The 26204-nt window shown below is 56.2% G+C and carries 21 protein-coding genes and 5 tRNA genes; 24 read left to right on the forward strand and 2 right to left on the reverse strand.

The features are described from left to right. The first annotated feature begins 128 nt into the window (after nucleotides 1-128). The 5 genes from FE782_RS11705 to FE782_RS11725 all read left to right on the forward strand — a co-directional run bounded on the left by FE782_RS11705 (nucleotide 129) and on the right by FE782_RS11725 (nucleotide 8106). Nucleotides 129-410, forward strand: a complete 282-nt coding sequence (locus FE782_RS11705; protein WP_138194279.1) for a CopG family ribbon-helix-helix protein — start codon at nucleotides 129-131, stop codon at nucleotides 408-410. A gap of 3 nt (nucleotides 411-413) precedes the next feature. Then, complete coding sequence (locus tag FE782_RS11710) at nucleotides 414-764, forward strand: type II toxin-antitoxin system PemK/MazF family toxin (RefSeq protein WP_138194280.1); 351 nt, start codon at nucleotides 414-416, stop codon at nucleotides 762-764. A gap of 67 nt (nucleotides 765-831) precedes the next feature. Beyond that, nucleotides 832-3072, forward strand: coding sequence for a Tex family protein (locus FE782_RS11715; protein WP_138194281.1), 2241 nt, complete (start codon nucleotides 832-834; stop codon nucleotides 3070-3072). A gap of 327 nt (nucleotides 3073-3399) precedes the next feature. Continuing rightward, complete coding sequence (locus FE782_RS11720; protein ID WP_138194282.1) at nucleotides 3400-6540, forward strand: cadherin-like beta sandwich domain-containing protein; 3141 nt, start codon at nucleotides 3400-3402, stop codon at nucleotides 6538-6540. Nucleotides 6541-6702: 162 nt separating this feature from the next. Further along, a complete protein-coding gene (locus FE782_RS11725) occupies nucleotides 6703-8106 on the forward strand; it encodes an extracellular solute-binding protein (protein ID WP_158299355.1) in 1404 nt (467 codons plus the stop codon). Between the two features lie 88 nt (nucleotides 8107-8194). Here the strand turns inward: FE782_RS11725 and cmpA are convergent, their stop codons facing one another. Together cmpA and FE782_RS11735 are read right to left on the reverse strand one after the other, a co-directional pair. Further along, nucleotides 8195-8317, reverse strand: coding sequence for a cortex morphogenetic protein CmpA (cmpA, locus tag FE782_RS11730; RefSeq protein ID WP_138194420.1), 123 nt, complete (start codon nucleotides 8315-8317; stop codon nucleotides 8195-8197). 77 nt (nucleotides 8318-8394) lie between these two features. Then, the gene (locus FE782_RS11735) at nucleotides 8395-8736 is read right to left on the reverse strand and encodes a hydrolase/acyltransferase (protein WP_138194421.1); all 342 of its coding nucleotides are present in this window, start codon (nucleotides 8734-8736) and stop codon (nucleotides 8395-8397) included. 132 nt (nucleotides 8737-8868) lie between these two features. On the opposite strand from FE782_RS11735, the gene FE782_RS11740 reads away from it, so the two are divergent. The 19 genes from FE782_RS11740 (at nucleotide 8869) to FE782_RS11830 (ending at nucleotide 26180) form a co-directional block, all read left to right on the forward strand. Next, nucleotides 8869-9351, forward strand: coding sequence for a SprT family protein (locus FE782_RS11740; protein WP_138194284.1), 483 nt, complete (start codon nucleotides 8869-8871; stop codon nucleotides 9349-9351). A 12-nt stretch (nucleotides 9352-9363) separates the two neighbouring features. Further along, nucleotides 9364-9439: transfer RNA gene (locus FE782_RS11745), tRNA-Asn, on the forward strand. 9 nt (nucleotides 9440-9448) lie between these two features. Beyond that, a tRNA-Ser gene (locus FE782_RS11750) sits at nucleotides 9449-9539 on the forward strand. A 135-nt stretch (nucleotides 9540-9674) separates the two neighbouring features. Then, nucleotides 9675-9749, forward strand: a tRNA-Glu gene (locus tag FE782_RS11755). A gap of 6 nt (nucleotides 9750-9755) precedes the next feature. Further along, a tRNA-Lys gene (locus FE782_RS11760) sits at nucleotides 9756-9828 on the forward strand. 30 nt (nucleotides 9829-9858) lie between these two features. Beyond that, nucleotides 9859-9940 (forward strand) — tRNA-Leu (locus FE782_RS11765). A 283-nt stretch (nucleotides 9941-10223) separates the two neighbouring features. Further along, nucleotides 10224-12002, forward strand: a complete 1779-nt coding sequence (gene pelF / locus FE782_RS11770) for a GT4 family glycosyltransferase PelF (protein WP_158299356.1) — start codon at nucleotides 10224-10226, stop codon at nucleotides 12000-12002. 41 nt (nucleotides 12003-12043) lie between these two features. Further along, nucleotides 12044-12517: a hypothetical protein gene (locus FE782_RS11775; protein ID WP_138194286.1), complete on the forward strand. Its 474-nt coding sequence runs from the start codon at nucleotides 12044-12046 to the stop codon at nucleotides 12515-12517. Further along, on the forward strand, nucleotides 12453-13931 hold the full coding sequence (locus tag FE782_RS11780) for a hypothetical protein (protein ID WP_138194287.1): 1479 nt from the start codon (nucleotides 12453-12455) through the stop codon (nucleotides 13929-13931). The genes FE782_RS11775 and FE782_RS11780 overlap by 65 nt, the downstream gene beginning before the upstream one ends. Continuing rightward, a complete protein-coding gene (locus FE782_RS11785) occupies nucleotides 13928-15523 on the forward strand; it encodes a hypothetical protein (RefSeq protein ID WP_138194288.1) in 1596 nt (531 codons plus the stop codon). Before FE782_RS11780 ends, FE782_RS11785 begins: the two co-directional genes overlap by 4 nt. 24 nt (nucleotides 15524-15547) lie before the next feature. Beyond that, a complete protein-coding gene (locus FE782_RS11790; RefSeq protein WP_138194289.1) occupies nucleotides 15548-17566 on the forward strand; it encodes a putative glycosyltransferase family protein in 2019 nt (672 codons plus the stop codon). A gap of 29 nt (nucleotides 17567-17595) precedes the next feature. Beyond that, nucleotides 17596-18330, forward strand: coding sequence for a glycosyltransferase family 2 protein (locus tag FE782_RS11795; protein WP_158299357.1), 735 nt, complete (start codon nucleotides 17596-17598; stop codon nucleotides 18328-18330). Continuing rightward, complete coding sequence (locus FE782_RS11800; RefSeq protein WP_138194291.1) at nucleotides 18327-18674, forward strand: DUF2304 domain-containing protein; 348 nt, start codon at nucleotides 18327-18329, stop codon at nucleotides 18672-18674. The genes FE782_RS11795 and FE782_RS11800 overlap by 4 nt, the downstream gene beginning before the upstream one ends. 30 nt (nucleotides 18675-18704) lie before the next feature. Beyond that, on the forward strand, nucleotides 18705-20423 hold the full coding sequence (locus FE782_RS11805) for an HD-GYP domain-containing protein (RefSeq protein WP_158299358.1): 1719 nt from the start codon (nucleotides 18705-18707) through the stop codon (nucleotides 20421-20423). Then, complete coding sequence (locus FE782_RS11810; RefSeq protein WP_158299359.1) at nucleotides 20420-22102, forward strand: CotH kinase family protein; 1683 nt, start codon at nucleotides 20420-20422, stop codon at nucleotides 22100-22102. Before FE782_RS11805 ends, FE782_RS11810 begins: the two co-directional genes overlap by 4 nt. Before the next feature lie 15 nt (nucleotides 22103-22117). Beyond that, complete coding sequence (locus FE782_RS11815) at nucleotides 22118-22825, forward strand: polyphosphate polymerase domain-containing protein (protein ID WP_138194294.1); 708 nt, start codon at nucleotides 22118-22120, stop codon at nucleotides 22823-22825. Between the two features lie 21 nt (nucleotides 22826-22846). After that, nucleotides 22847-23551, forward strand: a complete 705-nt coding sequence (locus tag FE782_RS11820) for a DUF4956 domain-containing protein (RefSeq protein ID WP_238392442.1) — start codon at nucleotides 22847-22849, stop codon at nucleotides 23549-23551. Then, nucleotides 23548-24342, forward strand: coding sequence for an endo alpha-1,4 polygalactosaminidase (locus tag FE782_RS11825; RefSeq protein ID WP_138194295.1), 795 nt, complete (start codon nucleotides 23548-23550; stop codon nucleotides 24340-24342). The genes FE782_RS11820 and FE782_RS11825 overlap by 4 nt, the downstream gene beginning before the upstream one ends. A gap of 14 nt (nucleotides 24343-24356) precedes the next feature. Then, a complete protein-coding gene (locus FE782_RS11830; RefSeq protein WP_138194296.1) occupies nucleotides 24357-26180 on the forward strand; it encodes an HD-GYP domain-containing protein in 1824 nt (607 codons plus the stop codon). The last annotated feature ends 24 nt before the right edge of the window (nucleotides 26181-26204 follow it).

The following is a 26204-nucleotide window of genomic DNA, read 5'->3' on the forward strand; positions in this document are numbered from 1 at the left end:
TCAATTACACATTACGAAGGTGCAACATAATTGATATACCGGCGGCATATACTTAGTTTTGTATATTTTGCCTTCCTTTACGACATAATGGGAGTAGAGGTCGGAATGTTCTGGGGGTGCGTTACGCGGTGTCCAACGTTCACAACACCAAGAGAATCATGATAAGCTTACCGGATCACCTGCTGCAGGAGGTCGACGGCATCGTCGAGAAGGAAAACTCCAACCGCAGCGAGTTCATTCGTCAGGCCATGAAGCTGTATTTGACGGAGCGGAAGAAGCGACACCTTCGCGAGACTATGCAGCGCGGGTATATGGAGATGGCGAAGATCAATCTCTCGATGTGTACCGAAGCGTTCTTGGCCGAAGAAGAAGCCGACAACACTTTAGGCCGCTTAGTTAGCGGGGTGTAGCCCTTGATCGTCAAACGCGGGGACGTTTTCTTTGCGGATCTCTCTCCGGTCGTGGGATCGGAACAGGGCGGGGTCCGCCCGGTATTGGTCATTCAGAACGACATCGGCAACCGGTTCAGCCCGACCGTCATCGTAGCCGCCGTCACGGCGCAAATTCAGAAAGCGAAGCTCCCGACGCACGTCGAGATCGATGCGGAATCGCACGGGTTCGACCGTGATTCCGTCATCTTGTTGGAGCAAATCCGTACGATCGACAAGCAGCGGCTCACGGACAAAATTACGCACCTGGACGAAGAAACGATGCGTAAGGTCGACGACGCGCTGCAGATCAGTGTGGGCTTGATCGATTTTTAGGTGTGCCTGAGCGGGGGAGCGCGAAGCCCTCGTTTTTTTGTGTGGAGAGGAAGGGGAATAAATACATATGGTTTCGGAAAATGGTACGGCCGCCGCGACGATCGCGCCGGAGGAACTGGCGTGGACGGACGCGCAGGAGCGCGCGGCGAAGGACCGCATCGTCAAACAAATCGCGGCCGAGACGGGGACGAGCCCGAAGCAGGTCGGCACGACAGTGGGTCTGCTCGACGAAGGCAATACGATTCCGTTCATCGCGCGGTACCGCAAGGAGATGACGGGCGAGCTCGACGAAAACGCGCTGCGCGCGATCGAGGAGCGGCTGTCTTATTTGCGCGGCTTGGAAGAGCGGAAGCGCGAGGTGCAGCGCCTCATCGCGGAGCAAGGCAAGCTGACGGCCGAGCTGCGCGGCGCGATCGAGCGGGCGGGGAAGCTGCAGGAGGTCGAAGACCTGTATCGGCCGTACCGCCAGAAGCGGAAGACGCGCGCGAGCGTCGCGAAGGAGCGCGGGCTGGAGCCGCTGGCGCTGTGGATGTTGAGCGGCCCGACGAGCGGCACGCTGCTCGGCGAGGCGGCGCGGTACGTGGACGCGGAGCGCGGCGTGCCGACGGCGGAGGACGCGGCGCAGGGCGCCATGGACATTATCGCGGAGACGATCGCCGACGACGCGAACGTGCGGGCGTGGGTGCGCAAGCATACGTTCCAGTATGCGACGATCGCGACGGAAGCGAAGGACGCTTCGGTCGAGTCGGTGTACGAGATGTACTACTCGTATCGCGAGCCGGTGAAGCGGCTGCCGCCGCACCGGACGCTGGCGATCAACCGCGGCGAGAAGGAAGACGTGCTGAAGGTGTCGCTCGAGCTCGATCCGGCGGCGATTCATATGTACATCGGGAAGCGATTCGTCGCGGAACGGAGCGTCGTGCGGGACGCGATGCTGACGACCGTGGAGGACGCTTACAAGCGTCTGATCGCGCCGGCGGTGGAGCGGGAGGTGCGCAACGAGCTGACGGAGAAGGCCGAGGAACATGCGATCGTCATCTTCGCGGAAAATTTGCGAAACCTGCTGCTTCAGCCGCCGGTTCGAGGCAAGGCCGTGCTCGGCGTCGATCCGGCGTTCCGGACGGGCTGCAAGCTCGCGGTCGTCGACGACACCGGCAAGGTGCTCGACATCGCGGTGACGTATCCGACGGCGCCGCATCATAAGACGGCCGAGGCGGAGAAGACGTTTCGGGCACTCATCGCAAAGCATGACGTCGACCTGATCGTCATCGGCAACGGCACCGCCTCGCGCGAGACGGAGCAGTTCACGGCCGAGGTCATTCGGAAGATTCATGCCGACGGCGGGAAGAAGCTGCAATATTTGATCGTCAACGAGGCGGGCGCCTCGGTGTATTCCGCCTCCAAGGTGGCGCAGGAGGAGTTCCCGGACTTCGACGTGGCGGAGCGCAGCGCCGTCTCGATCGCGCGGCGGGTGCAGGATCCGCTCGCGGAGCTCGTCAAGATCGAGCCGAAGGCGATCGGCGTCGGGCAGTACCAGCACGACGTATCGCCGAAGCGGCTGGAAGCGTCGCTCGGCGCCGTCGTCGAGTCGGCGGTCAACCACGTCGGCGTCGACGTCAACACGGCGTCGCCGTCGCTGCTGTCGTACGTCGCGGGCGTGAACGCGACGACCGCCCGCAATATCGTCAAGTATCGCGAGGAGAACGGCAAGTTCACGTCGCGCAAGGAGTTGTCCAAGGTGCCGCGGCTCGGCGCGAAGACGTACGAGCAGTGCATCGGCTTCATCCGCGTGCCGGAGTCGCGCCACCCGCTCGACAACACGCCGATCCACCCCGAGTCGTACGGCGTCGTGGACAAGCTGTTCCGCGAGCTGCGCTTGGAGCTGGCGTCGCTCGGCTCCGCGGAGCTGCGCGCGCGGCTGGACGCCGTCGATCCGTCGGCGGTCGCCGAGCGGCTCGACGTCGGCGTGCCGACGCTGCGCGACATCCTGGACTCGCTGAAGCGTCCGGGGCGCGACCCGCGCGAGGAGCTGCCGCCGCCGATCTTCAAGACCGACGTGCTGCAGCTCGAGGATCTGCGCGTCGGGATGGAGCTGCAGGGCACGGTGCGGAACGTCATCGACTTCGGCGCGTTCGTGGACATCGGCCTGAAGAACGACGGCCTCGTCCACATCTCGCAGCTGGCGGACAAGTTCGTGAAGCACCCGATGGACGTCGTCTCCGTCGGCGACAACGTGACGGTATGGGTGCTCGGCGTCGACGCGAACAAGGGGCGCGTGTCGCTCACGATGAAGAAGCCGCGGGGATAACGGAAAGAGGGAAGATGGAGCGCACGAACTTCGATGAGTTCGTGCGCTTTATTGTAAGAGGAAAACGCATCGCCGTCGAGGAAGCGGACATTCTGATTCGCGATGCGGCCTATCTGTTATAGGAAGAGAAGAAGCTGTCCCAAAGTCTTGAACGACTTTTGGGACAGCTTCTTCTTTTTCTGCTTCTTTCTATCATGCCTTGATTCCTTCCTGACGGATGGGTAGACCGACGTAAGTCTTATAACCCATTGACATAACTCGAATAGAAGATCTATATTCACACTGTATTTAAACTACATATACATCACAGAAAGGAGATTGGTTCAATTGGAACATCGAAGACAACCTCTTTTCAGGCAAAATCGGTTATTCGCGAAGGCAGTGGTTCTGACCGTCTGTTTCGCGATGATGCTGGGTCTCGTGCCCGGCGGGTCGTTAGGACCGGAAAAAGCGTCTGCGGAATGGGTGGATCTTGAACTGGTGAATCCCAGCTTTGAGGAGCCTCATGGCGCGGAGGGGAATATTCCGGGCTGGAAGCAAACGTACGGAAAAAGCGGATTTACCGTTACCGAAGACAGGAGCTTTATAGGCGAAAAGAGTCTCTATGTGGAGGACCTGGATAGTCGAAATTACGGCATGCAAAGCGTTTATTTGCCGGCTCAAGCCGGAAAGTCTTATTCGGTAACGACGAACACGTATGTTCTGGAAGGCACCTCCATGATATATTTACAATTTCATAAAGGAGATGCCAATAGAACACGGATCGGGCACAAATCTATGGGGGAATCCGTCGTCAATGAATGGCGTCCGTTGACAGCGAGCCTAACCGCTCCGGCTGGTACGGAATATGTGTCCGTGCTTCTCTACTCCGGAGTGAGCACTACGGCGAAAGCTTTTTTCGATAATGTCGTGCTCAGCCTCAATGAGGAGGAGCCGTCCCCTACCGACAAGTTGGTTCGGCTCGGAACGCCGATCCATTCGATAACGATCCCGCATGCGGCTTTCGGGCAAGGACCAACGGGAGAAAACTACATTTATACGACGGCTAATGGCGCGCCGGCTGTACTTTCTGTGCTCCGGGCGGAAACGGGTGAACGGGTCGCTTCATTCGAGCTCGGTCAGGCCGGCTACTCCTGGGGCAGCACCGTAGCTCCGAACGGCGACCTGTACGTCGCTACGCAACGGAACGGCATCCTCTACCGCTATCGTCCAAGCGCCAATACAGTGGACAACCTGGGAAAGGCGATTGCTTCCGAAACGCATCTCTATCGGGTCGTTTCCGACGATCAAGGGCGTATTTACGGCGGTACGTATCCGAACGGCAAAGTGTTCCGGTTTGACCCGTCCACGAACGCTTACACCGACTTTGGAACTATGGCGGAAGGAGAACAATACGTTAGAAGCATAGCCTACGGCGATGGCAAAGTTTACGCAGGAACGGGCGCCAACCAAGCCCAATTGTTCAAGCTTGATCCCGAAACAGGCGCGAAAGAGGCGATTCCGCTGCCGGAAGCGTTCCGCCAGCACAAAGAGGTGTATGATTTAACCTTTACGGCCGGCTTGCTGTTCGCGCGAATGACGTATCAGGATGCCAGCAGCCCGCTCAACAACGTCACGCTCGTTTACGACACCGCCGTCGGGCAATGGGTCGGAGAACTTCCGAACACCATTGGATTGGACGTCTCTCCCGTAGGCCCGGACGGGAATGTTTATCTGATACAAAATACAAAGTTGATTGCGTTCAACGTGACGACACGGGAAGCGACGCCGACAAGCTTCGAGGCGGGGAATTTTGCAAGCCGCGGGTTCGGCTGGTTTCAGTTGAACTTGCCCGATATGCCGGGAGAAAGTCTCGTAACGGTCACCTCAAGAGGCAGAATTATGGCTTACAATCCTCAAACAGAGAAAGGAATATGGATCGACGGCGACCCGCTCGGGTCTGCGAACACGCTCCGTTCCGTCTCCGCCGGCCCGGACGGTAACATTTATGTCGGCGGATATTTGTCACCGCAGTCGATGGCAAGATTTAATATTGATACGTTCCAGTTGGAAACGCTGCCCGGTATGTCCCAAGTCGAGGGTATGGGAACATTCGGCGAAAACATGTATTACGGCGTTTATCCGAATGCGAAAATTTTTGAATATGATCCTAATTTGCCTTGGAGCATGCCGAACAATCCGAGCGAATTGGATATCGAGATGAGTTCCAAGCTTCAGGACCGGCCGTTCGCCTTCGCCGAAGCCGGCGATAAGCTTGCCGTCGGAACAGTGCCGATCATAGGCAAGCTGGGCGGCGCGTTGACGTTGTATGATCCGGCCGCAAAGACGTCCGAGACCTTCTATCCGATCGTGGATAATGAAAGCCCGATGACGCTTGCTTACAAGGACGGGCTGCTGTATGGCGGAACGACGGTTTGGGGCGGCATTGCCGCGGAGCCTGTCGAGCAGGACGGCACGCTGTTCATCTTCGGTGTGGCCACGAAGCAGAAGGTATTCGAAATGAATCCGGTGCCGGGAGAACGGGCGATTACGGCGCTTGCCTTCGATGGGAACGGAATGCTGTGGGGCTTGACGAATGGCGTGCTGTTCCAATTCGACCCTGCCACGCGAGAGATTGTCCGGACGAAAACGCTTTATCCGTTCGTATGGAATGACATCGTGTTGGCCGGCGGATATTTGAGTTTTTATGACGGCTACCTGTACGGCGAAGCGGCGAACCATATTTTCAGATTCGATCCGACGACCTGGGAGCATAAAACGCTTGCAGTCGGCAATTACTTTGCCCAGGATGAATATGGGCGTATATTTACTACGAAAAATTCAATCGATTTGTATATGTACGACGATATTGCCCCTTCGTTCGGTTCGGAAGCTTCTCTTCAATATGAATGGATGCAAGACGAGAGCTTTGTATTGAAATGGCCGGCCAATGCGGATATGAAGCAATTCCAGATTTTCCAAGGCGACAACGAGGTGACGCTAATCGGCAGTATGCAGCGCGATGGCGCAAATGGTGCCGTTAGCTTCCGTATTCCGGCCGGTGCCGCCGCACCGGGCCGTTACACGGTGAGAGCCGTCGATTACGCAGGTAACGTTTCCGCGGAGCATCTGTCAGTCGATGTCATCCCTGCGGGAAGCTCGCTCTTGGCGGCGCTTTCTGCCGATACCGGACAGTTCCATCCGGAATTCGATCCCTCCGTTTCCGATTATCAATTGAACGTCTGGCCTTCGGTAAAGAAGGTTGCATTCATTCCCGTAACGGAGGATGAGAATGCAGCCCTGACGATTAACGGCGTCGCGCATCCGTCGGGAACGCCTTGGGAAATCAATGTCAAAGCCGGGGAAACGACCGCGGTGATCGAAGTTGCGGCTCCCCGAAGCCAGGATACAACGGTTTATACAATAACCGTAAATGCTTGCAAAGGGCCGAAGGAAGGCTGCGGCGTTCCCCCCGGACATCAAAAATAAGAAAAGTAGCTTATAAACACGGCGGCTATTGCAGCGCCGTGTTTTTTCCCCCGGGGGCAATCGAACGCTTCCTTCCTATGTGTCCGTGTTGGATTTGCATTAGAGGACCGATATAATAGTAGCTAGACACAGATTATGGATATTACAAGAGGTTTTGGCAGGATGGCAAAGAAAACGGATCAAAGAACGTTCCAGGCAAAGGTAAAGCAATTCGTCGAAGCGCTTAAAGAGGATATCGCGAGCGGGGTGTACCGCCCGGGCGACTTTTTGCCGTCCGAGGAAACGTTATCCCGGCAATTCGATCTTAGCAACCGGTCGATTCGTCACGGACTGGATCAATTGGTGCAGGAAGGGCTGATCGTTAAACAGCCTCGCGTCGGCAATCGTGTCGCTTCGAATACGATCGTTAAGGTCGCTTATCGGGACTCGCTCATCCGGGATGTTGAATTCGAACGGCTTTTGGCTTTATTTCATACACGATACCCCACTATCCGAATTCAGCTCGTTCGCACGGGCGTGTTCCCATCCTTTGCAGACGGGATGACCCCTTATCTGGATTATGGGCAGGCGGACATCGTCTTAATGAACCATTTCGATTTTCGCGACATGCTGGAATCCGGTCGTCTGGATCGGCTGGAGCCCGTTCAGCCGATAGAAGGGGGATACGATAAGCTGAACGGAGCTTTTCAAGCGGATGGCGTGCAATACGCACTGCCTTTTTTATACTCGCCTGTCGTGTTGTGCTATAATCCGGAGCATTTCCGCGAGGTGGGTGTGAATGAGCCTGTCAGCGGATGGACATGGGATGACTTGAGATTCGCGGCAGGAAAGCTGTCGGGAGGCGGAAGGCGCATCGGATTTTTTTATCATCTGTTGTCAATCAATCGTTGGCTTGTGTTTTTATTGCAAAACGGGATTCAATTTACCCAAAAGAACGATGGCGGCTATGAAGTGGATTTGCCCTTGTTGATGGACAGTTTTCGTTTTTCGAGAGACCTGTTGTTCAAAAGCAACGGCATACCCGTATTTGCCTCCGAAACGGAGGAGGAAGTGATGCAAATCTTCCGGGAAGGTCGGGCATCGATGCTTTTAGCGACTTATTTTTCGCTGAATGATCTGATTAAGGATAATATTGCTTTCGAAATCGCCCCTCTTCCGCAGGGCAAATCCGACCAAACGTTACTGCTCACGACCGGGTGGGCGATCAACCGGGCTTCTAATGAGAAGGAAGCCGCGCTACAATTCGTACATTTCCTTTCGTCTCCGGAAGCGCAGGACTTTGTTCGCCATACATCTCTCAGCTTGCCTGCACTCAAGGTTCCCTTCGATTCGGCGCGGGATGAATGCGTAAATCGTCGGCCTTCACGCTTTGATCTCCATCATGAGATCGCTTCGACGTATCGCCTGCATTCGGAGCTGATGTTCCCGCTCAACCGACTGTATGCCTTACGCAACGCGCTTAAACTGTACTGGTTTGGCCTGAAGGACGAAACGATCATTTTAGAGGAAGTGAAGGCTTTATTGGCCCCGGATTGGAAAGCGGATAACGAGAGCCGGTTTGATTAGGGGGAGCGAAGTACTCAGGGTGGCAAAGGAGTATTGGACATGCTGCCCGCAAACACAAAGCCGACGCCAAGAGGCGCCGGCCGTTCGCTTATCTATGTGTCTCTTCTTCTTTCGTGCGGTAGAAGAACCAACAATCGTTCAGCAGCCGAATTTGCCGCCGGTCTTTTTTCCGGTATGCGCGCATCATCTGATTCAGAAGCCACTGCGGCAACATCGCCAGCCCCTTTCTCCTGGTTTGTATCCATTATACGTAGGCGAATGTGGGGGCGTGCAGGTCCGACGCGAACTTTATTCGTATTCCTCTTCGTACCACTGCTCCAGCTGCGCCTGCAGGGCGCGAATTTCCGTCAGCAGCGAGACGAGCGGATAGCTCTTCTCCTGCACCGAGGCGAACGCCTGCTCGAGCTGGTTCATATACTCCAAGCCGCTTAGCGCGACGTAATCCTTGCTCACGATCTCCAACGCGTCGCACTCCGCGATCGCTTGGGGCAGGTTCGGCACGTTCTCCGCCGTCAGCTTGCCGATCTCCTTGTGCAGCCGCTGGTGCAGCGCGGTAAGCTGGTACGCGTGGGACGCGGGCATTTCGACGAATTCGAGCCGATCCCCGTAAAGCAGCACGTGGTAACGCATAGTAGGCTTGGACACCTGGAATTCTCCCTCCGTGAACGCCGAATGAGTGGGCATTCCCAATTGTTCTACTTGACAGTGTAGCTTACTCATTCGGTACAATTCAAGGGACGGATCGAGAAGCGAGGCGGAGACATGACGGACGAACAATTGCAGGCATGGGTGGAAAAGGTGTCGATCGACGCCTTCGGCTGGCCGTTCCGGCACAAGGCGACATTCAACTCGCGGCTACGGACGACGGGCGGCCGGTATTTGCTGCGGACGCATAACATCGAAATCAACCGCAAACAATACGACACGTACGGGCCGGAGGAAACCGAGAAGATCATTAAACACGAGCTGTGCCATTATCATTTGCATCTGCAGCGGCGGGGATACAAGCACGCGGACGCGGATTTCAAGCGGCTGCTCGCGAAGGTGGGCGGCTCCCGGTTTTGCCAAGCGGTGCCGGGAGCGATGCGCCGGCTGCCGATTCGCTACGTGCTGCGATGCGTCGATTGCGCCATGCAGTATCCTCGGAAGCGGAAGACGGACCCGCGACGATATCGGTGTGGCAAATGCAGGGGGCGTTTACAACAGCTGCAACTTGACGAAGAGCAGGGGCCCGTGATAAATTAATGCATGTAACGTTCCCTGATAGCTCAGTTGGTAGAGCACTCGACTGTTAATCGAGTTGTCACAGGTTCGAGTCCTGTTCGGGGAGCCATTTTTATTTGGAGAGATACCCAAGTGGCTCAAGGGGACCCTCTGCTAAGGGGTTAGACTGTGTAAACGGTGCGAGGGTTCGAATCCCTCTCTCTCCGCCATCCAACGACGACGAACGGCCGTCCTTCGGGGCGGTCTTTTATTATGCTTTCACGTCGAGGGAAAAGAAATTGAAAAAAGGGGCTTGCGCAACGGACAAGCACCTGCTATAATCATTTTTGTTGTCACAAAAACAAGGCCCGTTGGTCAAGGGGTTAAGACACCTCCCTTTCACGGAGGTAACAGGGGTTCGAATCCCCTACGGGTCACCATTGCATGAGCCATTAGCTCAGTCGGTAGAGCACCTGACTTTTAATCAGGGTGTCGAAGGTTCGAGTCCTTCATGGCTCACTTTTTTCCTCATTATATATGTTACTTTGCGCGGTCGTGGTGGAACGGCAGACACGCTATCTTGAGGGGGTAGTGCCCACTGGGCGTGAGGGTTCAAATCCCTCCGACCGCATATCGCAGAAGGCCCTTACCGATTACATCGGTAAGGGCTTTTTGTATTTGTCGTTTACCGGAGCCGTCGCATTTTCCATGAATCTTCTCATGTTCAGAAATTGTATAGTAGAGTATTGTATAATTAGACCTATAGTTATTTAAGGGTGAATTCGCTTTCGACACAATCCGACACAGAATTCATAATTTCTACATTCATTCATACTTAAAACTAGTTCTAAAGACCTGTTTTTGCTTTACTCTTCACAATTGGCTTGCCTATAATGAGATTGTGGTGGTTAAGAATGAGTGACAAAATAAAAGTATTACTGGCCACCGAGGGGACATATCCGTTCCATCAAGGCGGCGTAAGCACTTGGTGCGACATCCTAATTCAAAAGATGCGGTCCGTGGACTACATCATCTTCAGCGTTCTCATGAACCCGTTCGTCACGCAGAAGTTCGAGTTATTGAATCAGGACGCTCTGATCAGGATGCCGCTGTGGGGGACGGAAGAACCGGCGGAGCATTTGGAGACGCCGTTTTCTCATATATATAGGCTGAAGAAAAGTACGCTGCCGGAAGATATCGGGAGAAAGTTCATCCCATTGTTCAGGGAGTTGATCCTTGAGATCCTGGCCCAAAGCAAAAATCCCGAGAACTTCGGAAGATTGTTGTTGCAACTGCATGAGTACTTCAAATATTACGAATACAAGGCGACGTTCAAGTCGGAACAAACTTGGAACGTATACAAGGAGATCATTCTCAAGGCAGCCGGCGACAAGGATAACCGATTGGGGCAACCGGACATCTTTGGCTTGAGTCAAAGCCTGGGTTGGATCTATCGCTTCTTAAATATTTTGAACACGCCGTTGCCGGAGGCGCATGTGACGCACTCTTCCGCTGCGGCGTTTTGCGGCATTCCTTGCGTGCTGTCGAAGCTCGCCAACAATACGCCGTACTTGCTGACCGAACATGGCGTGTATTTACGGGAGCAGTATTTGTCGTTGTCGAGGAACGGATACTCTTCGTTCTTGAGCACTTTCTTGATTCGGTTGGTCCAATCCGTAACGACGTTGAACTACGCGTTCGCGGATCAAGTGTCGCCGGTTTGCCAGTACAACATGAGATGGGAAACGCGCTTCGGCGTTCCGCCGTCCCAAGTGAACGTCATTTATAACGGCGTGGATCAGCGGGTGTTCGCTGAAGCGCCCGGCGCTCCGCAATCCGTGCCGACCGTGGTCATGGTCGCGCGGATCGATCCGATCAAGGATATCATGACCTTCATGCATGCCGCGGCGCTGCTGAAGGAGCGGATGCCGGAGGCGAAGTTTGTCGTATACGGCTCGGTATCGGTCCCTCAATATTACGATCAATGCCTGGCGCTGAAGGAAGAATTGCAGCTCGGCAACAGCTTTATCTTCGCCGGTCATACGAGCAATACTTCGGCGGCGTACCAGAGCGGCGACGTCATCGCCTTGTCGAGTATTTCCGAAGCGTTCCCGTACTCCGTCGTCGAAGGGATGATGACGGGCAAGCCGGTCGTCGCGACGGACGTCGGGGGCGTGAAGGAAGCGCTCGCGGATACGGGCGTGCTCGTGCAGCCCCGGGACCCTAGCGCTATGGCGGACGGTATCGAGAAACTGTTGCGCAATCGGGAACTTGCCGCAGAGCTGGGGCGGGAAGCCCGCCAACGGGCGCTGAGCTTGTTTACGTTGGATCGGGTGCTCGAACTTCACTTCAAAAGCTATGTCAAACTGGCGGCGCGAGCGGAAGAACGGCTTCCGGCGGCTGCGGCGAGCGAAAGCGCAGAGCGGCATGCTTCGCAGAAGTCTGTGGTTGCCGAGCAGAAAGCTTACATGGAGAAGGGCTACGCGTTGGCGGCGCACGGTTTCGACCAGAGGGCGATCGCGTTATTCCAGAAGGCGTTATGGGTACAGCCGGATTCCGTGCTGGCGCCGGTCTTGCTGGCAGAGATCGCGCAGGCGTTCAATCGGATCGGAGATCACGACCGTGCATTCCAAGAGCTATATAAGTATGAGGCTTACATGGAATTGGTGGCAGGCGAAGGCAGGACGGCGTAAGAAGGTCGAACGAGCCGCGACATGCGGGAGGAGGGGATGCCGTGATCAAGGTAACGAAGAGATCCTTATGGGGATACGATCCGGATTCGGTAGAGCGCGCAACGGCACGGTTGAACGCCGACCATGAAGCGGCGTGCTCTGCGCTCCGAAGCGAGCTCGATCGATTGAGGCTGGAACATGCGGAATGGGAGAAGGCGGTCGCTCGTCTGCGGCGGGAGCTGGAAGCACCGGATCGAAGCGTAGAGATGGCGAAGCAGCTGCTAGAAGAACATTACGCGGCAACGGAAGAAGTGCTGGAAGCGAAAAGGATGTACGACGATTCGATGGCGCGTATGAAGTCGGACGAAGCGGTCGTCGCGGAAAAACAGGAGTCCGCCTTGTCCCGGATCAAATCGGAGCTGGGCGGGTGGCTTGAGGAGAAAGCGCAGTCGGGAGGGGGTGGGGAGAGGCATGAGCGAATGGAAGCGGGAGACGAAGCGCAAGCTGTTCGGCCTACACCCCGGGAAGACAGCTGAGTATATAAGAAAGCTTAAGCAATACCAGCAACAGTCCCTCTTGGAGCTGCGTAATCAGGTGGAGGCCCAAGAGAAATCGAACGCCGCGCTGAAGCGGGAAGCGGAGGCCCTCGAGGCGGAACTCGCGGATCGCCGCCGGACGGACGCGCTATACCAAACGGCGCAAGACCGGCTTGCGGCGAGCAAGAAGGCGCTTCGCGCGCTGGGCGAAGCCGAGGCGAAGTCGATCGGAGATCGGATGAAGGCGGAGGAAGAACGGCATTGGAAGCGCATGGAGCGTATCGAAGCGCAAAGCCGCCGTTACGAGGAGACGTTCCGATCGCTGCTCGAGGAGCTGACCGAGCTCGTCGGCAAAGTCGAGCGATTGGATCGCGGGCTCGATTTGATCGAAGATCAAGGCGCCGAGCAGCCTGTCGAGGAAACGGCGGGAGTCTCGTTCTATGAGGTTGCGGCCTCCAAGGTTCTGGAGGAGCGGGAGGCCGATCGAGCTCCGGTATTCGAAGAAAATACGGATGAGGCGCCTACTCCTACGGAAATACATGAGGAGGAATTGGAATCGCTCCATAGACACGCGAAGGTGATTCAATTCAAGCTTCGCAAAATCGTAGAGGAACGGAAGACGGACGGGGAAGGTTTGGAGGCGGGCGAGAAGGAGGCGGAGGCGGATCGACGTAAGTCCGCGGCCAAGGAAGAAGATCGTCGCGAAGCGCAGACGAAGACGGAGCCTGCGGTCGAAGCGCTCGAACTCGAACGCCGCGAAGCGGAGGGCGTCGCGGAGAAGCGGGAGACGGAGAACGCCCGCGCGAGCCGTGAAGACTATCGGGAGGACATGGAGCTGGCCGCCGCGTCGTCCTGGGGGGCGTCCTCGCCGGTTGCGCCGTCGTCGAAGCGATCTTCCGCCCGCAAGAACGAGATGCGCAGGGCGCCTCGGTCGCCTTCGAAGCCATCGGCCTTCTGGGGCGATATTAACGAATATCTTGACGACTTCGGCGACACCGCCGTCGAGGCCGACGGCGGTCTCGAGGAGAATATCGACGGTGGCGGTTTCGAGCGGAAATCCGACTTCTTCGACTTGCCTTCCTCGCCCGTCGAAGCGCCTTCCCGCAAGTCGGAAGCCTCTTCTCGGTCTTCGACTCCCCCGGATCGTGTCGTCGCCGCGCCTCCGAGAGGGGCGTCGACCGGGGAGGAGCAAGGTCGGGAAAGTCCGGCGCTGACGGAAGAAATTTTGTCGATCCGAAATCGCTACATCGTCGGCAAGCTGGCCGGCGAGACGCTGCACGGCTATGACGGACGGGTGATCGTTAACAAAAATCAACGGATTACACCGGCCATCGTACAGGAAGCGGATAAGGAAGGGAAGCTGCCGGATCTCATTATCCATATGATCGTTCCGATCGAGGGCGGGGAAGTATGATCGTCGAGTTCGAATCGCGCGCCGAGCTGTTCGATCGCCTCGTTGGAGAAGTGCAGAAGCGTAACATGTTTCCGGAGGATCGTTACGAGATCGCCGCTTTATTGGAGTCGATGGGCTGGAATGACGGACGGGTCGGCGAAAAATTCGGGATGCACGACGTTTTCGAACTGGCGGACGCGATCTGGGAGCAGATCCAACAACGCGTCGTCGTCACCCCGTTCGAGCCCCCTCCGAAGCGGGATTTGACGTACATGATCGTCGAGCTGTCCAAGAGCTTCCTGCGGGGCGTGATCTTCGCTTTGCCGATGGCGATCTCGGTGTTATCGATGCTGACGCTGAAGTTCTCGTTATGGTCATATGAGTTTCTCAGCGTCGAACTGGCGACGTGCATCGCGATCGGTACGATTCTTAGCTTTATCGTAGTAGGCGGGTACACGCAGGCGATCGCTCGAAGGGGCTTCTTTTACTTATTTCAAGGGTATTACAACATGGGGCGGAAGGTTACCTTCAAGTTTATCCGACTCGGTTATATCACTTGTTTGATTACCTGTGTCTTGATTTACGGATTTAACTTGATTTTCAACATCTTCCCTTCGAACATGTTCATCTATATCGTCTTGTATTTTTTCTTTCTCACGTCGATTTGGCTCTCCGTGACGGTCATGTACATTTTACGAAGAGAATTGACGTTCACCGGATTAATCATTTTAGGTATTATTCTCGTCTATATATTGATGAGTTATACGCCGTTGGATATCATCTTCTCCCAGTTGATTTCGATCTTTTTCGTATCCGTCGTCGGCATGGTCTTAGCGGTGCACTACTTTCGATTGGCGGAGCGGAAAGAGGAGAAAGGGATCGCGCCGCAATTGCCGCGAATGTCCATTACCATCTACTCGGTCATGCCGTATTTCGTCTATGGCTTTCTATATTTTTTCTTCTTGTTCGTCGATCGGATCAACGCATGGTCGGCGCATGAGTGGTATATGCCCTATTTTATCTGGTTTCGGGGCGAATACGAGCTGGGATTGGACTTTGCGCTTCTGGCGCTTATGATTCCGCTCGGCGTCAGCGAGGTCATCGTGCATAAGCTGATGCTGGATATGGAGGATGCGCAGAAGCGCTACTGGGGATCCGAGACGGAGTCGATGAACCGGCATTTCCGCAAAGTGTATTACAAGATGATAGCCGTCATCGGAACGGCGTCCGTCGCGAGCGGCGCGATCGTCTGGAAGGGCTTGTTCATGGCCAACGATAAATATATCGAGTTTGCAGGCAAGCCGTTAATTCGGGAAGATACCGTGACGGAATTCGTCTTCATCGTATCCGTGGCGTCTTACGTGATCCTGGCTGTCGCGCTGATGAACGCGGTCATTCTGTTTTCCCTGTCCCAAGCGGATTTGGTCAATCGATCGATCATCCCGGCGGTCGTCGCGAACATGGTAGTCGGCTTCCTGCTCAGCCGATGGTTCGATTACCATTATGCCATATTCGGGCTGTTGGTCGGTTCCATCATCTTCGCGACGCTAACGACGATTCAGATGCTTCGGGTTCTCAAGAAGCTGGATTATTACTTATACGCGGCGAATTAGCGAGAATAGAAGGGGGAGGGCGAAATGTATGGAAGCATCCTGAATCAGATTTTCCATATCGGACACTACGTATTCGCCTTCTGGCTGCTTCTGATTCTCGTGCCGAAATTCATTTTCTCGCCGTCCTCCTCGGACAAGCTGGAACGAATCGTTTCGAATGCCATGCGAATGACGTTCCTCTACATCGTAATTGCATATGTGTTAGTTGTGACCAAGCTGTTCGAGGTGCTGTCGATTCTCGCCGTGATTGCGTTCCTGATCCTCCGATCGTACGTGCTGCCGAAGCATCAAAGGAAACGCGGCGACGCGATGACGGAACTAGGCGCGAAGTTCTACGACTTCCTCGAAATCGCGTTCCGTACGAAACTCGGATGGAAATATATACGGGGCAGACGCGTATTTACGGACAAGCGTCTTCAGCTACCGAAGACGTCTTTCGCGGCTGCGGCGGCGGCCGTGCTCGCGATCGCGGTGTTCGGCATGTCTGGCTTCGTACGGCTGTACGATGCATTCACGAGCGCCGCGCCTTCGATGTCGGACGGAGCCGTCATCCTCGCTTGGTCGAAATACATTAGCATGCGCGAGTTGTTCCATGACGGCGTCTACCCGCAAGGCATGTTTATTATGATGTCTTATCTGCAAAAATTCGCCGCGATCAATGCGATTTACGTGCTGAAGTATACGGGCGGTCTCAACACGTTGCTGGTCGTATTCGGCTTGTACTTCTCCGTATCGCGCCTAACCGGCGGCCGGTGGGCAGCGCTTGCGGGAGCGGTTGTGTACGGACTGGCCGGCACCGCGCTGCACGGAGGCGATTGGGAACGGCAAGCGGCGACGATCCCGCAGGAATTTGCGCTCTTATTCCTGTTGCCGACGTTGTATTTTTTCTTCCGATATTTCGAGAACGGTTCGAGACACGCGCTCTGGGCGGGCGCCGCGGGCTGCGCCGTCATGGGCTTGTCCCACACGATCGCGTTCGCTTATGGCGGCTTAGGACTCGGGATCTTGATGCTTCTTGGGCTGGCGGCCGGGGAGGAAGGGAGGAGACGGTTTTGGACGGGCGCGGTCGCCGGCATCGCTTGCGTCATGGTGTCGATCATCCCGCTCGCATATGGCTTGCTCATCGGTAAGTCGTTCCACGGCTCGTCCTCGAGCTTCTTGGCGGAGACGGCGAAGATCGATCCCCCGTCTCTGAACGGTTGGGATTACGTCGGCCTCGCTTGTATCGCTGCCCTCGCTCTATGGAGCTTGGCGGCGCCGCGTGGCGAACGGATGGTTTATCGGTTCGCGACGTTGTTCGGGTTCACCTGCTTCTTGCTATACGCTTACGGCGGACCGGTCAGCCAGAGCGTCGTCCTGGCCACTCGAAGCGAGAGCGTCTGGACCGTCGCGACCTGTCTGGCGTTCGGCGTCGTATGGCATGCCGTTTGGAAGGCGGTATTGTCGGACGAGGGCCGCATCGCGGCAACCGTTCAAGTCGTCTTATGCGCGTCGCTCGTCGCCGGCCTCGGCTTCGCCAACGGGCTGAAGCCGATTATCCCGTATAAGATGATGTGGGACAGCTCGGCGGCGCAATACGTCTCGATAGCGAAGCAACATCTGCCGATGACCTGGGTCGTGTACTCGCAAAGCGAAGGGTATTCGCTGACATACGGAACCGGCGTACACGATTACATCGGCACGCTGATCAAGGATTTCGATCCAAGGAAGTTTCCGCTGACCCGGACCGAAGAGACGATGCCCGACGGCAACATCGCATACCACATTTATATCATCGAGGAAAAGCAAGTGTATCGTCACGATCCTCGGCTAAGCATCTACAATGCGCTCGCCCCGGAATACGAACGCAAGGAACAGGAGTACCGCGAGCTTCGGCAATGGCTGGCGTTATACCAGGAATATAACGGGGACTTGAAGACCTTCTATGAAGACGATGTGATCAAGGTGCATTACATCTTCCGAGGCACCGATCAAGAAGCCAACGACGAGTTAATATGGGCGAAGCCGGAATTTAGCAAGCTGCTGGAAAATTTAATGCAATGAGAACATGCGTACCTGGAGGAATCGTCGCCGTGAATCCCAAGTCGATCTTAATACTTATCCCTGCTTATAACGAGGAATTGAATATCGCAGGCGTCTTGCAGGAACTGCTGGCGATGCGGTTGGATGCCGATATTCTCGTCGTGAACGACGGCTCGACGGACCGGACGAAAGAAGTCGCGTCGGCGTTCCCGATTACGGTCCTCTCCCACCCGTGCAACTTGGGGTACGGCGCGGCATTGCAAACCGGCTTCCGGTACGCGCAGCGCTGGGGTTACGCTTACTGCTTGCAGTTCGACGCGGACGGACAGCATGACGCCTCCGACTTGCCGGGGATGATCGAAGCCGTCCGGCGGGACGACGCCGATATCGTCATCGGCTCCCGGTTTCTGGATCGCGGGAACGGAATGAAGATGGGCGCGATGAAGACCATCGCGATCGCGTTCTTCCGCGGCTTGATTTACCGAACGACCGGGAAGAAAATCTCCGACCCGACCTCCGGGTTCAAGGGGATCTCTCATGCTCTCTTCTCACAATACGCCAAGCAGCAGGAATTTCCGTCCGACTTCCCGGATGCCGATATTTTGATCCGGACGTTGCTGCAGCAATTCCAGATTAAAGAAATTCCGGTGCGGATGCGCCCTCGGGAAATGGGCGTCAGCATGCACAGCGGGCTGAAGCCGATCATGTACATGCTGAAGGTGATGTTGAGTGTGTTGATCGTCTTATTGAACGACAAATTGACGAGAAGCAGGAGGGCCGTATGAGCCTAGTCGCCAAGCTGTTCGTGTTTTTCTCCGGGCTCGTTTTCTCCTTTATCGTTTTGAATTTACTATTGAAGCGGAAAATTAACGAGCGGAACTCGATCGTCTGGTTCTTCGGGGCCGGATCGATCTTACTCGTTTCCGCCAATCCCGGATGGTTGGATTGGGTCGCCTTGCGGGTCGGCATTCAGTATCCGCCCTCCCTGCTGTTTCTGTTTTCCAACCTGATCCTACTGCTCTTGGTGCTGCATCAATCGACCCAAATCTCGGCCTTGAACGAGAAGGTGAAGCAACTGGCGCAGCATATCTCGATCTCGGAGCAGGCACGCGAGAAGGAAGAGGAATAACGGCGACTTTATGGAAAAGGGGGGAGCATGATGTCGTCCGTGACGCTGTCGATCGTCGTCATGCTCCTGGCGGCGGCGGTGCTTGCGATGTCGGGCTTATACGTCGCGGAGAGGCGGAAGAAAGCGCGACTGGAAGCTCAATGGATTTCCGCGAGACGGGCTTTGGAGCGAATCCAACCGCTCGCAGGCATGGAGAACAACTTGGACGTTCTGCTAGAGGCGTTCTCGCATGCGGTGGAAGCGTCGATGTACGCCTTCTATCTGCTGCAACCGGAGAAGAAGCAATATACGTTGAGAGCGCTGAGACACAGTAAGCCCAACATCGGCCGGGCGGCGCCGTCATACAGCGGACTTACCCCATACCCCGAACAGCCGTATTTGCCTCCTCTGTCGCTCCCTATCGATGCCGGAAGGATAGAAGGCGCGGGATGGATCGCGGAAAAAGGAGTCTCCTTGCTGCACATCTCGCTTCAAGGCGGAGACGGCATCTTGAGAGCCGGGCCGGCTAGGAAGCGCTCGAAGCGCCTGGAGACGACGGTCGCGGAGACGGTCGGATGGTTTTCCCCCGTCGTGTCCTGGCTGCTGCAAGTCGAAGCGTCGGTGCGCAGCGGGGAGGCTGCCCGAAAATCCGATGCGTCCTGGAGAAGGCTGCTCCTGCTCATAGCGGAGCCCGAATCCGTCGTGGACCTAGCGTTCCGCGTCGCGATGGATGTTATGGAGTTGAAGGACGCGGAGTTTGTTTCCGCGGCGGACGACGAGCCGCAAGGCGAGACGGCCGTATCCCTTCGCCAAGACGGAGGTCATGCGGTTTTCGTCTGCCGTTACCGGACGCCGTCGGGGGTAGGGGAGCGCGCATTCCGGTCGGTCCCCGCACACTGCGTCATGGACGATCGACGGATCGCGGATTCCTTGCGGACGGCTTGCCTGCAGGCGGAAGCGTTCCTTGCGGCGGCCGGCAACCGCGCGACGCGCTCGGAACGCGTCTTGTTGTTGAAGCGGTTCGCTTCCTTGTTCGATGCGATGAGCCCGTGGAAGACGGGATATGCGGAACAGATGAGCCGATATGCGACCGTCGTCGCCCGGGATCTGGGTCTGCCGGACGAAGAGGTGCAGGAGATCGCGACGGCGGCTTGGATCGCCAATATCGGGGAAGCGGCGCTCGAGACCGGTCTCATGACGAAGGACGGCCGGTTCACGGAAGACGAGTACGAACGAATGAAAACTCACGCGGAACTCGGCGCGACCATGGCGGAGTTGACGCTCGGCGAAAGAGGGCGCATCGCGGAAGCGATCCGGTATCACCATGAACGGGTGGATGGACGAGGGTACCCTTCCGGGTTGACGGGCTCCTCGATTCCGATCGGCGCTCGCGTCATTGCCGTCGTTCAGACGTTCCTGGCCGCGGTGCACGGCCGGAAGCAACGCGAGCCTCTCGCCTTCGGCGTAGCGTTGGGCAGGCTCGAAGCCGCCGCGGGCACGATGTTGGATCCGGAAGTCGTCGGCACCTTCGTCAACTGGTTTTCGCGTAAGCGCGCCGACGCGGGAGAAACGATGAAGCCGCTCGGCGTCTGCTGGGAGATGCACTGTACACCATCGTCTTTATGCGAAGTTTGTCCCGTGTACGGACAACGGGAGAAGCCGTGTTGGACATACGAAAACCAGGCATGCGCTTCGCATGGAAAGTCATGCAAGCAATGCTTCGTCTATACGGAGGCGGCAGAACGCTCAGGGGGGAGTGCGAGGAAGTGAAACATCGAACACATTCGAACGGTTGGCTGCGACTCGCCGTCCTGGCGGTCGCGCTCGCGCTTCCCGGTTGTTCCGTCACGCTCGTGTACGACGACGCGCCGAGTTCGGTGCTCCAGCCTGAGTCGGAGTACCCCTTATCGAACGAGGTCGTTCACTTGTACGTAACGGTCCTTCCGCAAGACAAGAGCAAGGGCGAACGATACGGTTACACGTTCGACGAGACGAACGCGATGGGACGGGGCGACATCTTGTCGAAGGATCCGCTCTTCGATATCATCATCCGGGAAGGAACGAGCGAAGGTCCTTCGGAAGAGGAAGCCTCCAAGCCACCGATCGTGTCGAACGCCACGCTCGAGCTGCGCGGCAACATGGCGCTGAACGACGTACAGAAATCTTATAAAATTCGGTTGGATGACGATTCCGAGCGGTGGCCGGGGCAAGATACGTTGAATTTGAACAAGCATTACCGCGATCTGACGCGCGTGCGCAATAAGCTGAGCTACGATTATTTCGCCATGATTCCGGATTTGATCAGCTTGCGGACTCAATTCGTGCAGCTGCACGTGAAGGATGAGAGCGACGGAGTCCAGGGCGGAGACTTCGAAGACTACGGGTTATACACCCATGTAGAAGAAGTGAACGAAGCGTTCTTAGCGTCAAGAAAACTTGACCCCTACGGGCAACTATATAAAGCGGTCGGGTTCGGCTTCTTCCGGTACGAGGAGCAGCTGAAGCTCGTCACCGATCCGACGTACGACGAGGCCGCGTTCGAAACCGTGTTGGAGGTGGAGGGAAGCCAAGATCATCGGAAGCTGATCTCGATGCTGGAGGCGGTCAACGATCCGACGACCGATTTCGTTCGCGTCTTCGACAGATATTTCGACCGCGACAATTATTTCACCTGGATGGCGGTAAACCTTCTGTTCGGAAATCTCGATACGTTCACCTTCAACTATTTCATTTACAGTCCCTCGAACTCGCAGCGGTGGTATTTCATCCCATGGGATTACGATCGGACGTTCCGTAACTTCGAGTGGTTCGGCGGCAGTAAGCAGCCGATGGATCCTTGGAAGGCGGGATTGTCGAACTGGTGGGGCGTGAAGCTGCATCAGAGGGTCATTCAAACACCAGAGCTGTTGGAAGGATTAAAGGCGAAGGTCGAAGCGCTAGGGGGAATCGTTACCGAGGAACGCACGAGGGAGCTCTTGAACGGGTATTATGATGCGGTCGGACCGATCGTGACGCAAGGGGCGGATGCGGCGGCGTTCCCGAAGGAAATCGGACAGTTCGACGAGGAATTTAAGAGGATAGCCGGGATGCCGAGCTTTTACAAACAGCAATTTTACGAGCTGCTCGAAAAGCCGATGCCGGTGTTCGTATCGTCTCCCGCGGCGAATGACGGCAAGCTTCGATTCGTATGGGATCCGTCCTACGACGCGCAAGGGGACGCGGTCGCTTACGATTTCGAAATCGGGGCGGAACCGCTCCTGTCGAATCCGATCGTATCCGTCCGCGATCTGTCGGATTCGACGTATGAGATCGATCCTCCCGCTCCCGGAACCTATTACGTTCGGGTTACGGTGAAGGACGCCGCGGGCCATACTCAAGTTTCCTATGGCTCCGTAAGGGGCGAAGACGGGGCATACATCTTCGGCGTGAACGCGTTCACCGTCGAGTAACGGGGAGGATTCGGCGTGCAGCACGAATTTAAGAAGCTGAGACACGAGCTCAAATACTATATTCACATATCCGAGTATTATGCGTTGCGCAGCCGGCTTGCAGCGTTCATGTCGTTGGACCGGAACGCCGCAAGTTCGGAGGGATATCATATTCGCAGCTTGTATTTCAGCGATCAACAAGAAACGGCGTTGCTCGAGAAAAATTTCGGCCTCATTCAACGGAAGAAGTATCGGATCCGCATTTATAATCATAGCGACAAAATGATTAAGCTGGAGCGGAAAAGCCGATTCGGCGAGTTGGTATCGAAGGAATCCGCTTCATTGTCGATGCAGGAATACCGATCGATCTTGGCGGGCGATTCGGATGCTACGGCCAATCGGAAGGAACCGGTGATGCAGCAGTGGAATACGGCTCGACAGGTACATCGGTTGAAGCCGGACATCATCGTGGACTATACGAGAGAAGCGTATACGGCGGAGCCCGGGGAAGTTCGCGTCACGTTCGATAAATCGTTGTCGGCCGTCGTCGACACGTACGACATCTTCGACCGGGAGGCGGCGACGGCGACGGTGCTCGCGCCGCCGCGGCTGATCATGGAGGTCAAGTATAACGATTTTCTGCCGGGCTATATTGCGGAGGCGCTGCGCATGCGAACGCATCAGCGAGAGGCGATTTCCAAATACGTGTTGTGCAGAGAAGCCGTAAAACCGGCGCTTCGATAGAAGGTCGGAGTCCACAAGGATATGGGATGGGAAAGGGCGGGCGCGATGACGAATACGATTAATTTCCAGGATATCGTGAAGGAATCGTTTTTAAATGTGGGGCAGTTTACGCCGGTGTCTCTCATGAACGTGGGGGTCGGGCTGGCGGTGTCGTTGGTCGTGGGGCTATTTATTTATTTCGTGTACAAGAAATCGTTCCGTGGGGTCGTCTATCATCACAGCTTCAACGTAACGTTGGTGCTGATGACGATGATTACGAGCTTGATTATCATGACGATCAGCACTAACATTATCCTGTCCCTGGGCATGGTCGGCGCCTTGAGCATCGTGCGGTTCCGTACGGCGATCAAGGATCCGATGGATATCGTCTTTATGTTCTGGGCGATCTCCGCGGGGATCGCGAACGGCGCAGGCGTGTACGCGGTCGGCGTCGGGGGGTCGGTCGTACTGGCCGTCACTGTGCTGCTGCTGACGCGGATTAAGTTCAAGGATTCCGCCTACCTGCTTATCGTACATCATACGGAGCAGGCGACGGAGACGGTCGATAAAACGCTGGACGGCATCAAGCACGTACTGAAGTCCAAGACGATTCGCCGGGATCATATCGAAGTCGTCGCGGAAGTGAAAATTCGGGGCTCCCAGACGACGATCGTCAACGACTTGTCGGGGCAGGAAGGCGTTAAGGACGTGTCCTTAGTGAGCTACAACGGGGATTACGCGCCGTGACGCCCGGGTGGTTCGATCGTTGGCGCGGGACGCCTGCGGGCACCGAGCACAAGTTCATGATTTATTACGGACATATGGACGATGAAAAGATGGAGGCGTTATCGCGTTTCGACCTTGTCGTCGTCGAACCGCTCCATTGGACCGCGGATCGAGTCTACAGGCTGAAGCAAGCGGGCACGAAAGTGATCGGCTATCTTTCAGTCATGGAGTGGGCCGCTTGGAACGTCCCTCGCGGGGACGCGCTGCGGAGCGCCGACTATTACCGGCCGGCGAGGGAGAAGCTGCGTCTGCCGCAATGGGACGCTTATCTGATGGATATTCGCGAGAAGCATTATCAGAGCGTCCTGTTCGACGAGCTCGAAGAACGAATCGTTGCCAAGGGCATGGACGGAGCGTTCCTGGACACCGTCGGAGACATCGAGGAACGGGTAGAGTCGCCTGTGGATCGGGCCGAGATGATGCATGCGTACTTGGCGTGGCTGTCCGAGGTGCGCGGCAGGCATACGACCTTATGGACGATGCAAAATCGCGGGTTCGAACTCATCGGGAACGCTTCCCGATTCGTTAACGCATTTCTGTGGGAGGACTGGAGGGCGGAATGGACGAGCGATCCATGGGGCAAACGCCAGTTGACGATGCTGCAATCGCTGCGGAAGAACGGTCTCGAACTGTTCGCCGTGAGCGGCCGTCCAGGAACGCAGAACGACCGGAAAGCCGCAAGAAGCCATGGCATGACGTATTTGTCGAGACATGACGATTATTCTGTTTGGGTAGAAGCTCATCTTGAGTAAGGGGGGAGCGGCGCATGAGGCTCTTGTCGATCCAAGGGATATCATTCGAGATCGCGATCGATTACGCGGTTACAATCGCGGGCGGCATCGTCTTGCTATGCGCGCTCGTGCTGCTTTATATCCGGAAGCTTCGCGTCGATATGAGGAAGCTGTCAAGCGTGCAGAGGCAACTCGATAAAATTCGGTCGCAGCCGAACTTCGATCAGAAGATGACGGTCGTGTTGGAAGAACTCGGCAATCAGTTCAGCGCATTAACGTATGCGTTCTATATCCGCGACGAGCGGTTCGATAAGTTCATGCTGCGGGCGACCCGGTTTCGGTCCGGGAGCGGCCCCGGCGCATCGACGCAGAGCGCATTGATCTCCTCGCCGGGAGATGCTTATCAGCCGGCCATGACGGCGTCGAATTTATTCCTGACGAGCAAGATCGAGGTCATGAAGGAGGGGGAGGTTCCTCTGCTCGTTCTCCCGATCAGCGGCAAGGGGATGATCCGAATCGGTCCGATCCGCCGCGTCTCCCGACGCGAGAAGCGAAGGTTGAAGCGATGGATGGACTTCGTCCGACCGATGGTGGAAGAGATGATCGAGGCGGAGCAAGTCAAGGAACAATCGAATATCGCGATGGCGTCGAAGAACGCGATCGTGAACATCAGCAAGATCGCTTTGGAAGTCGACATGGCGCTTGAAACCATCTTGCCGTTCTGCGTGAACACGCTCAAGTTTTCCGGCGGCTGCTTAGTGCATGCGGCGGGCGGCGAATATCGGCTGATCGGGAAGGCCGGGCCGTCGAAGGATCTTGCGGATCGACTGGAGACGGATGCGGAGACGTTGTTCGCATATAGGGCCTTGTCCGAGCAGGAAGCCGTGCATTACGTTCGGGAGCCGATGCCTTCGTATTTCCAGGAGGAAGGCATGAATCAGGTGCTGCTCGTATCGACAGGGTCTCATTATTTCGTCTTGTGGAACAAGGGCGAGAAAGAGAGACGTTGGATAAGCCTGTATTTCGAAACCTTGATCGAAAATTATTCCAGGTTCGCCGCCGAACAGGCGGCCTATCTTCGCGGCACGGGCGCTTACGTCCCCCTGCTGCAAGCGCTGGCGCGATTGCTTGACGACTTGAGTCCGAACACGATCGGATATTCCGAGCTGCTCAGTCGGTACAGCATCGTAATCGCGAGAGAGATGGGGTTGTCCACGGGAGAAATCCGGGACGTGGCGATCGCCGCGTACCTTGCCCACATCGGGACGATCGCGTTGTCCAGCGACTTGTTCCAGAAGGAAGGCCAGTACACGGACGCCGAATTCGAGCTGATGAAGCTTCATGCCGAGGTCAGCGCCTTGATCGTGTCGTTCGCGACCGGCAACGAGCGGGCGGCTTCGTATATTCGCCATCATCACGAACGAATGGACGGGAACGGGTATCCCGCAGGGCTGAAAGGGGCGGAAATACCGGCTGGCGCACGCATCATCGCCGTCGTTCAGACTTTCCTCGCTAAGATCAACGGTCGGAATTATCGGGATCCGATGTCGTTCAATCAATCGCTCCAAACGCTTCGCTCCGCCAGCGGCCAGCAGCTTGACGCCGAGATGGTGAACGTCTTTATCGACTGGTATCAAGACAAGCGCAGAAATCAGATCGATTCCAAGAAGGCGCTCGGCGCCTGCAGCGAGATGTGCTGCGTGCCGGAGACGATCTGCCGCACCTGCCCGGCTTTCGGGCGAACGGATAAGAACTGCTGGGAGACGGAAGGGGTATTGTGCGCGGCGCACGGCAAGTCGTGCGACTCGTGCTTCGTAAAGACGGAGTTCGTTTCCAGAAAAAGCGTATCGGTGGTATAATCGACCGTATTCCGAACGCTGGGA

This window comes from Paenibacillus antri, assembly GCF_005765165.1.
Classification (GTDB): domain Bacteria; phylum Bacillota; class Bacilli; order Paenibacillales; family YIM-B00363; genus Paenibacillus_AE; species Paenibacillus_AE antri.

Coding starts and splice junctions, on each gene's coding strand:
- FE782_RS11715 (WP_138194281.1), top strand. CDS start 832: ATGGTTTCGGAAAATGGTACGGCCGCCGCGACGATCGCGCCGGAGGAA.
- FE782_RS11725 (WP_158299355.1), top strand. CDS start 6,703: ATGGCAAAGAAAACGGATCAAAGAACGTTCCAGGCAAAGGTAAAGCAA.
- FE782_RS11735 (WP_138194421.1), bottom strand. CDS start 8,736: ATGCGTTACCACGTGCTGCTTTACGGGGATCGGCTCGAATTCGTCGAA.
- FE782_RS11740 (WP_138194284.1), top strand. CDS start 8,869: ATGACGGACGAACAATTGCAGGCATGGGTGGAAAAGGTGTCGATCGAC.
- pelF (WP_158299356.1), top strand. CDS start 10,224: ATGAGTGACAAAATAAAAGTATTACTGGCCACCGAGGGGACATATCCG.
- FE782_RS11780 (WP_138194287.1), top strand. CDS start 12,453: ATGAGCGAATGGAAGCGGGAGACGAAGCGCAAGCTGTTCGGCCTACAC.
- FE782_RS11785 (WP_138194288.1), top strand. CDS start 13,928: ATGATCGTCGAGTTCGAATCGCGCGCCGAGCTGTTCGATCGCCTCGTT.
- FE782_RS11790 (WP_138194289.1), top strand. CDS start 15,548: ATGTATGGAAGCATCCTGAATCAGATTTTCCATATCGGACACTACGTA.
- FE782_RS11800 (WP_138194291.1), top strand. CDS start 18,327: ATGAGCCTAGTCGCCAAGCTGTTCGTGTTTTTCTCCGGGCTCGTTTTC.
- FE782_RS11805 (WP_158299358.1), top strand. CDS start 18,705: ATGTCGTCCGTGACGCTGTCGATCGTCGTCATGCTCCTGGCGGCGGCG.
- FE782_RS11820 (WP_238392442.1), top strand. CDS start 22,847: ATGGGATGGGAAAGGGCGGGCGCGATGACGAATACGATTAATTTCCAG.
- FE782_RS11830 (WP_138194296.1), top strand. CDS start 24,357: ATGAGGCTCTTGTCGATCCAAGGGATATCATTCGAGATCGCGATCGAT.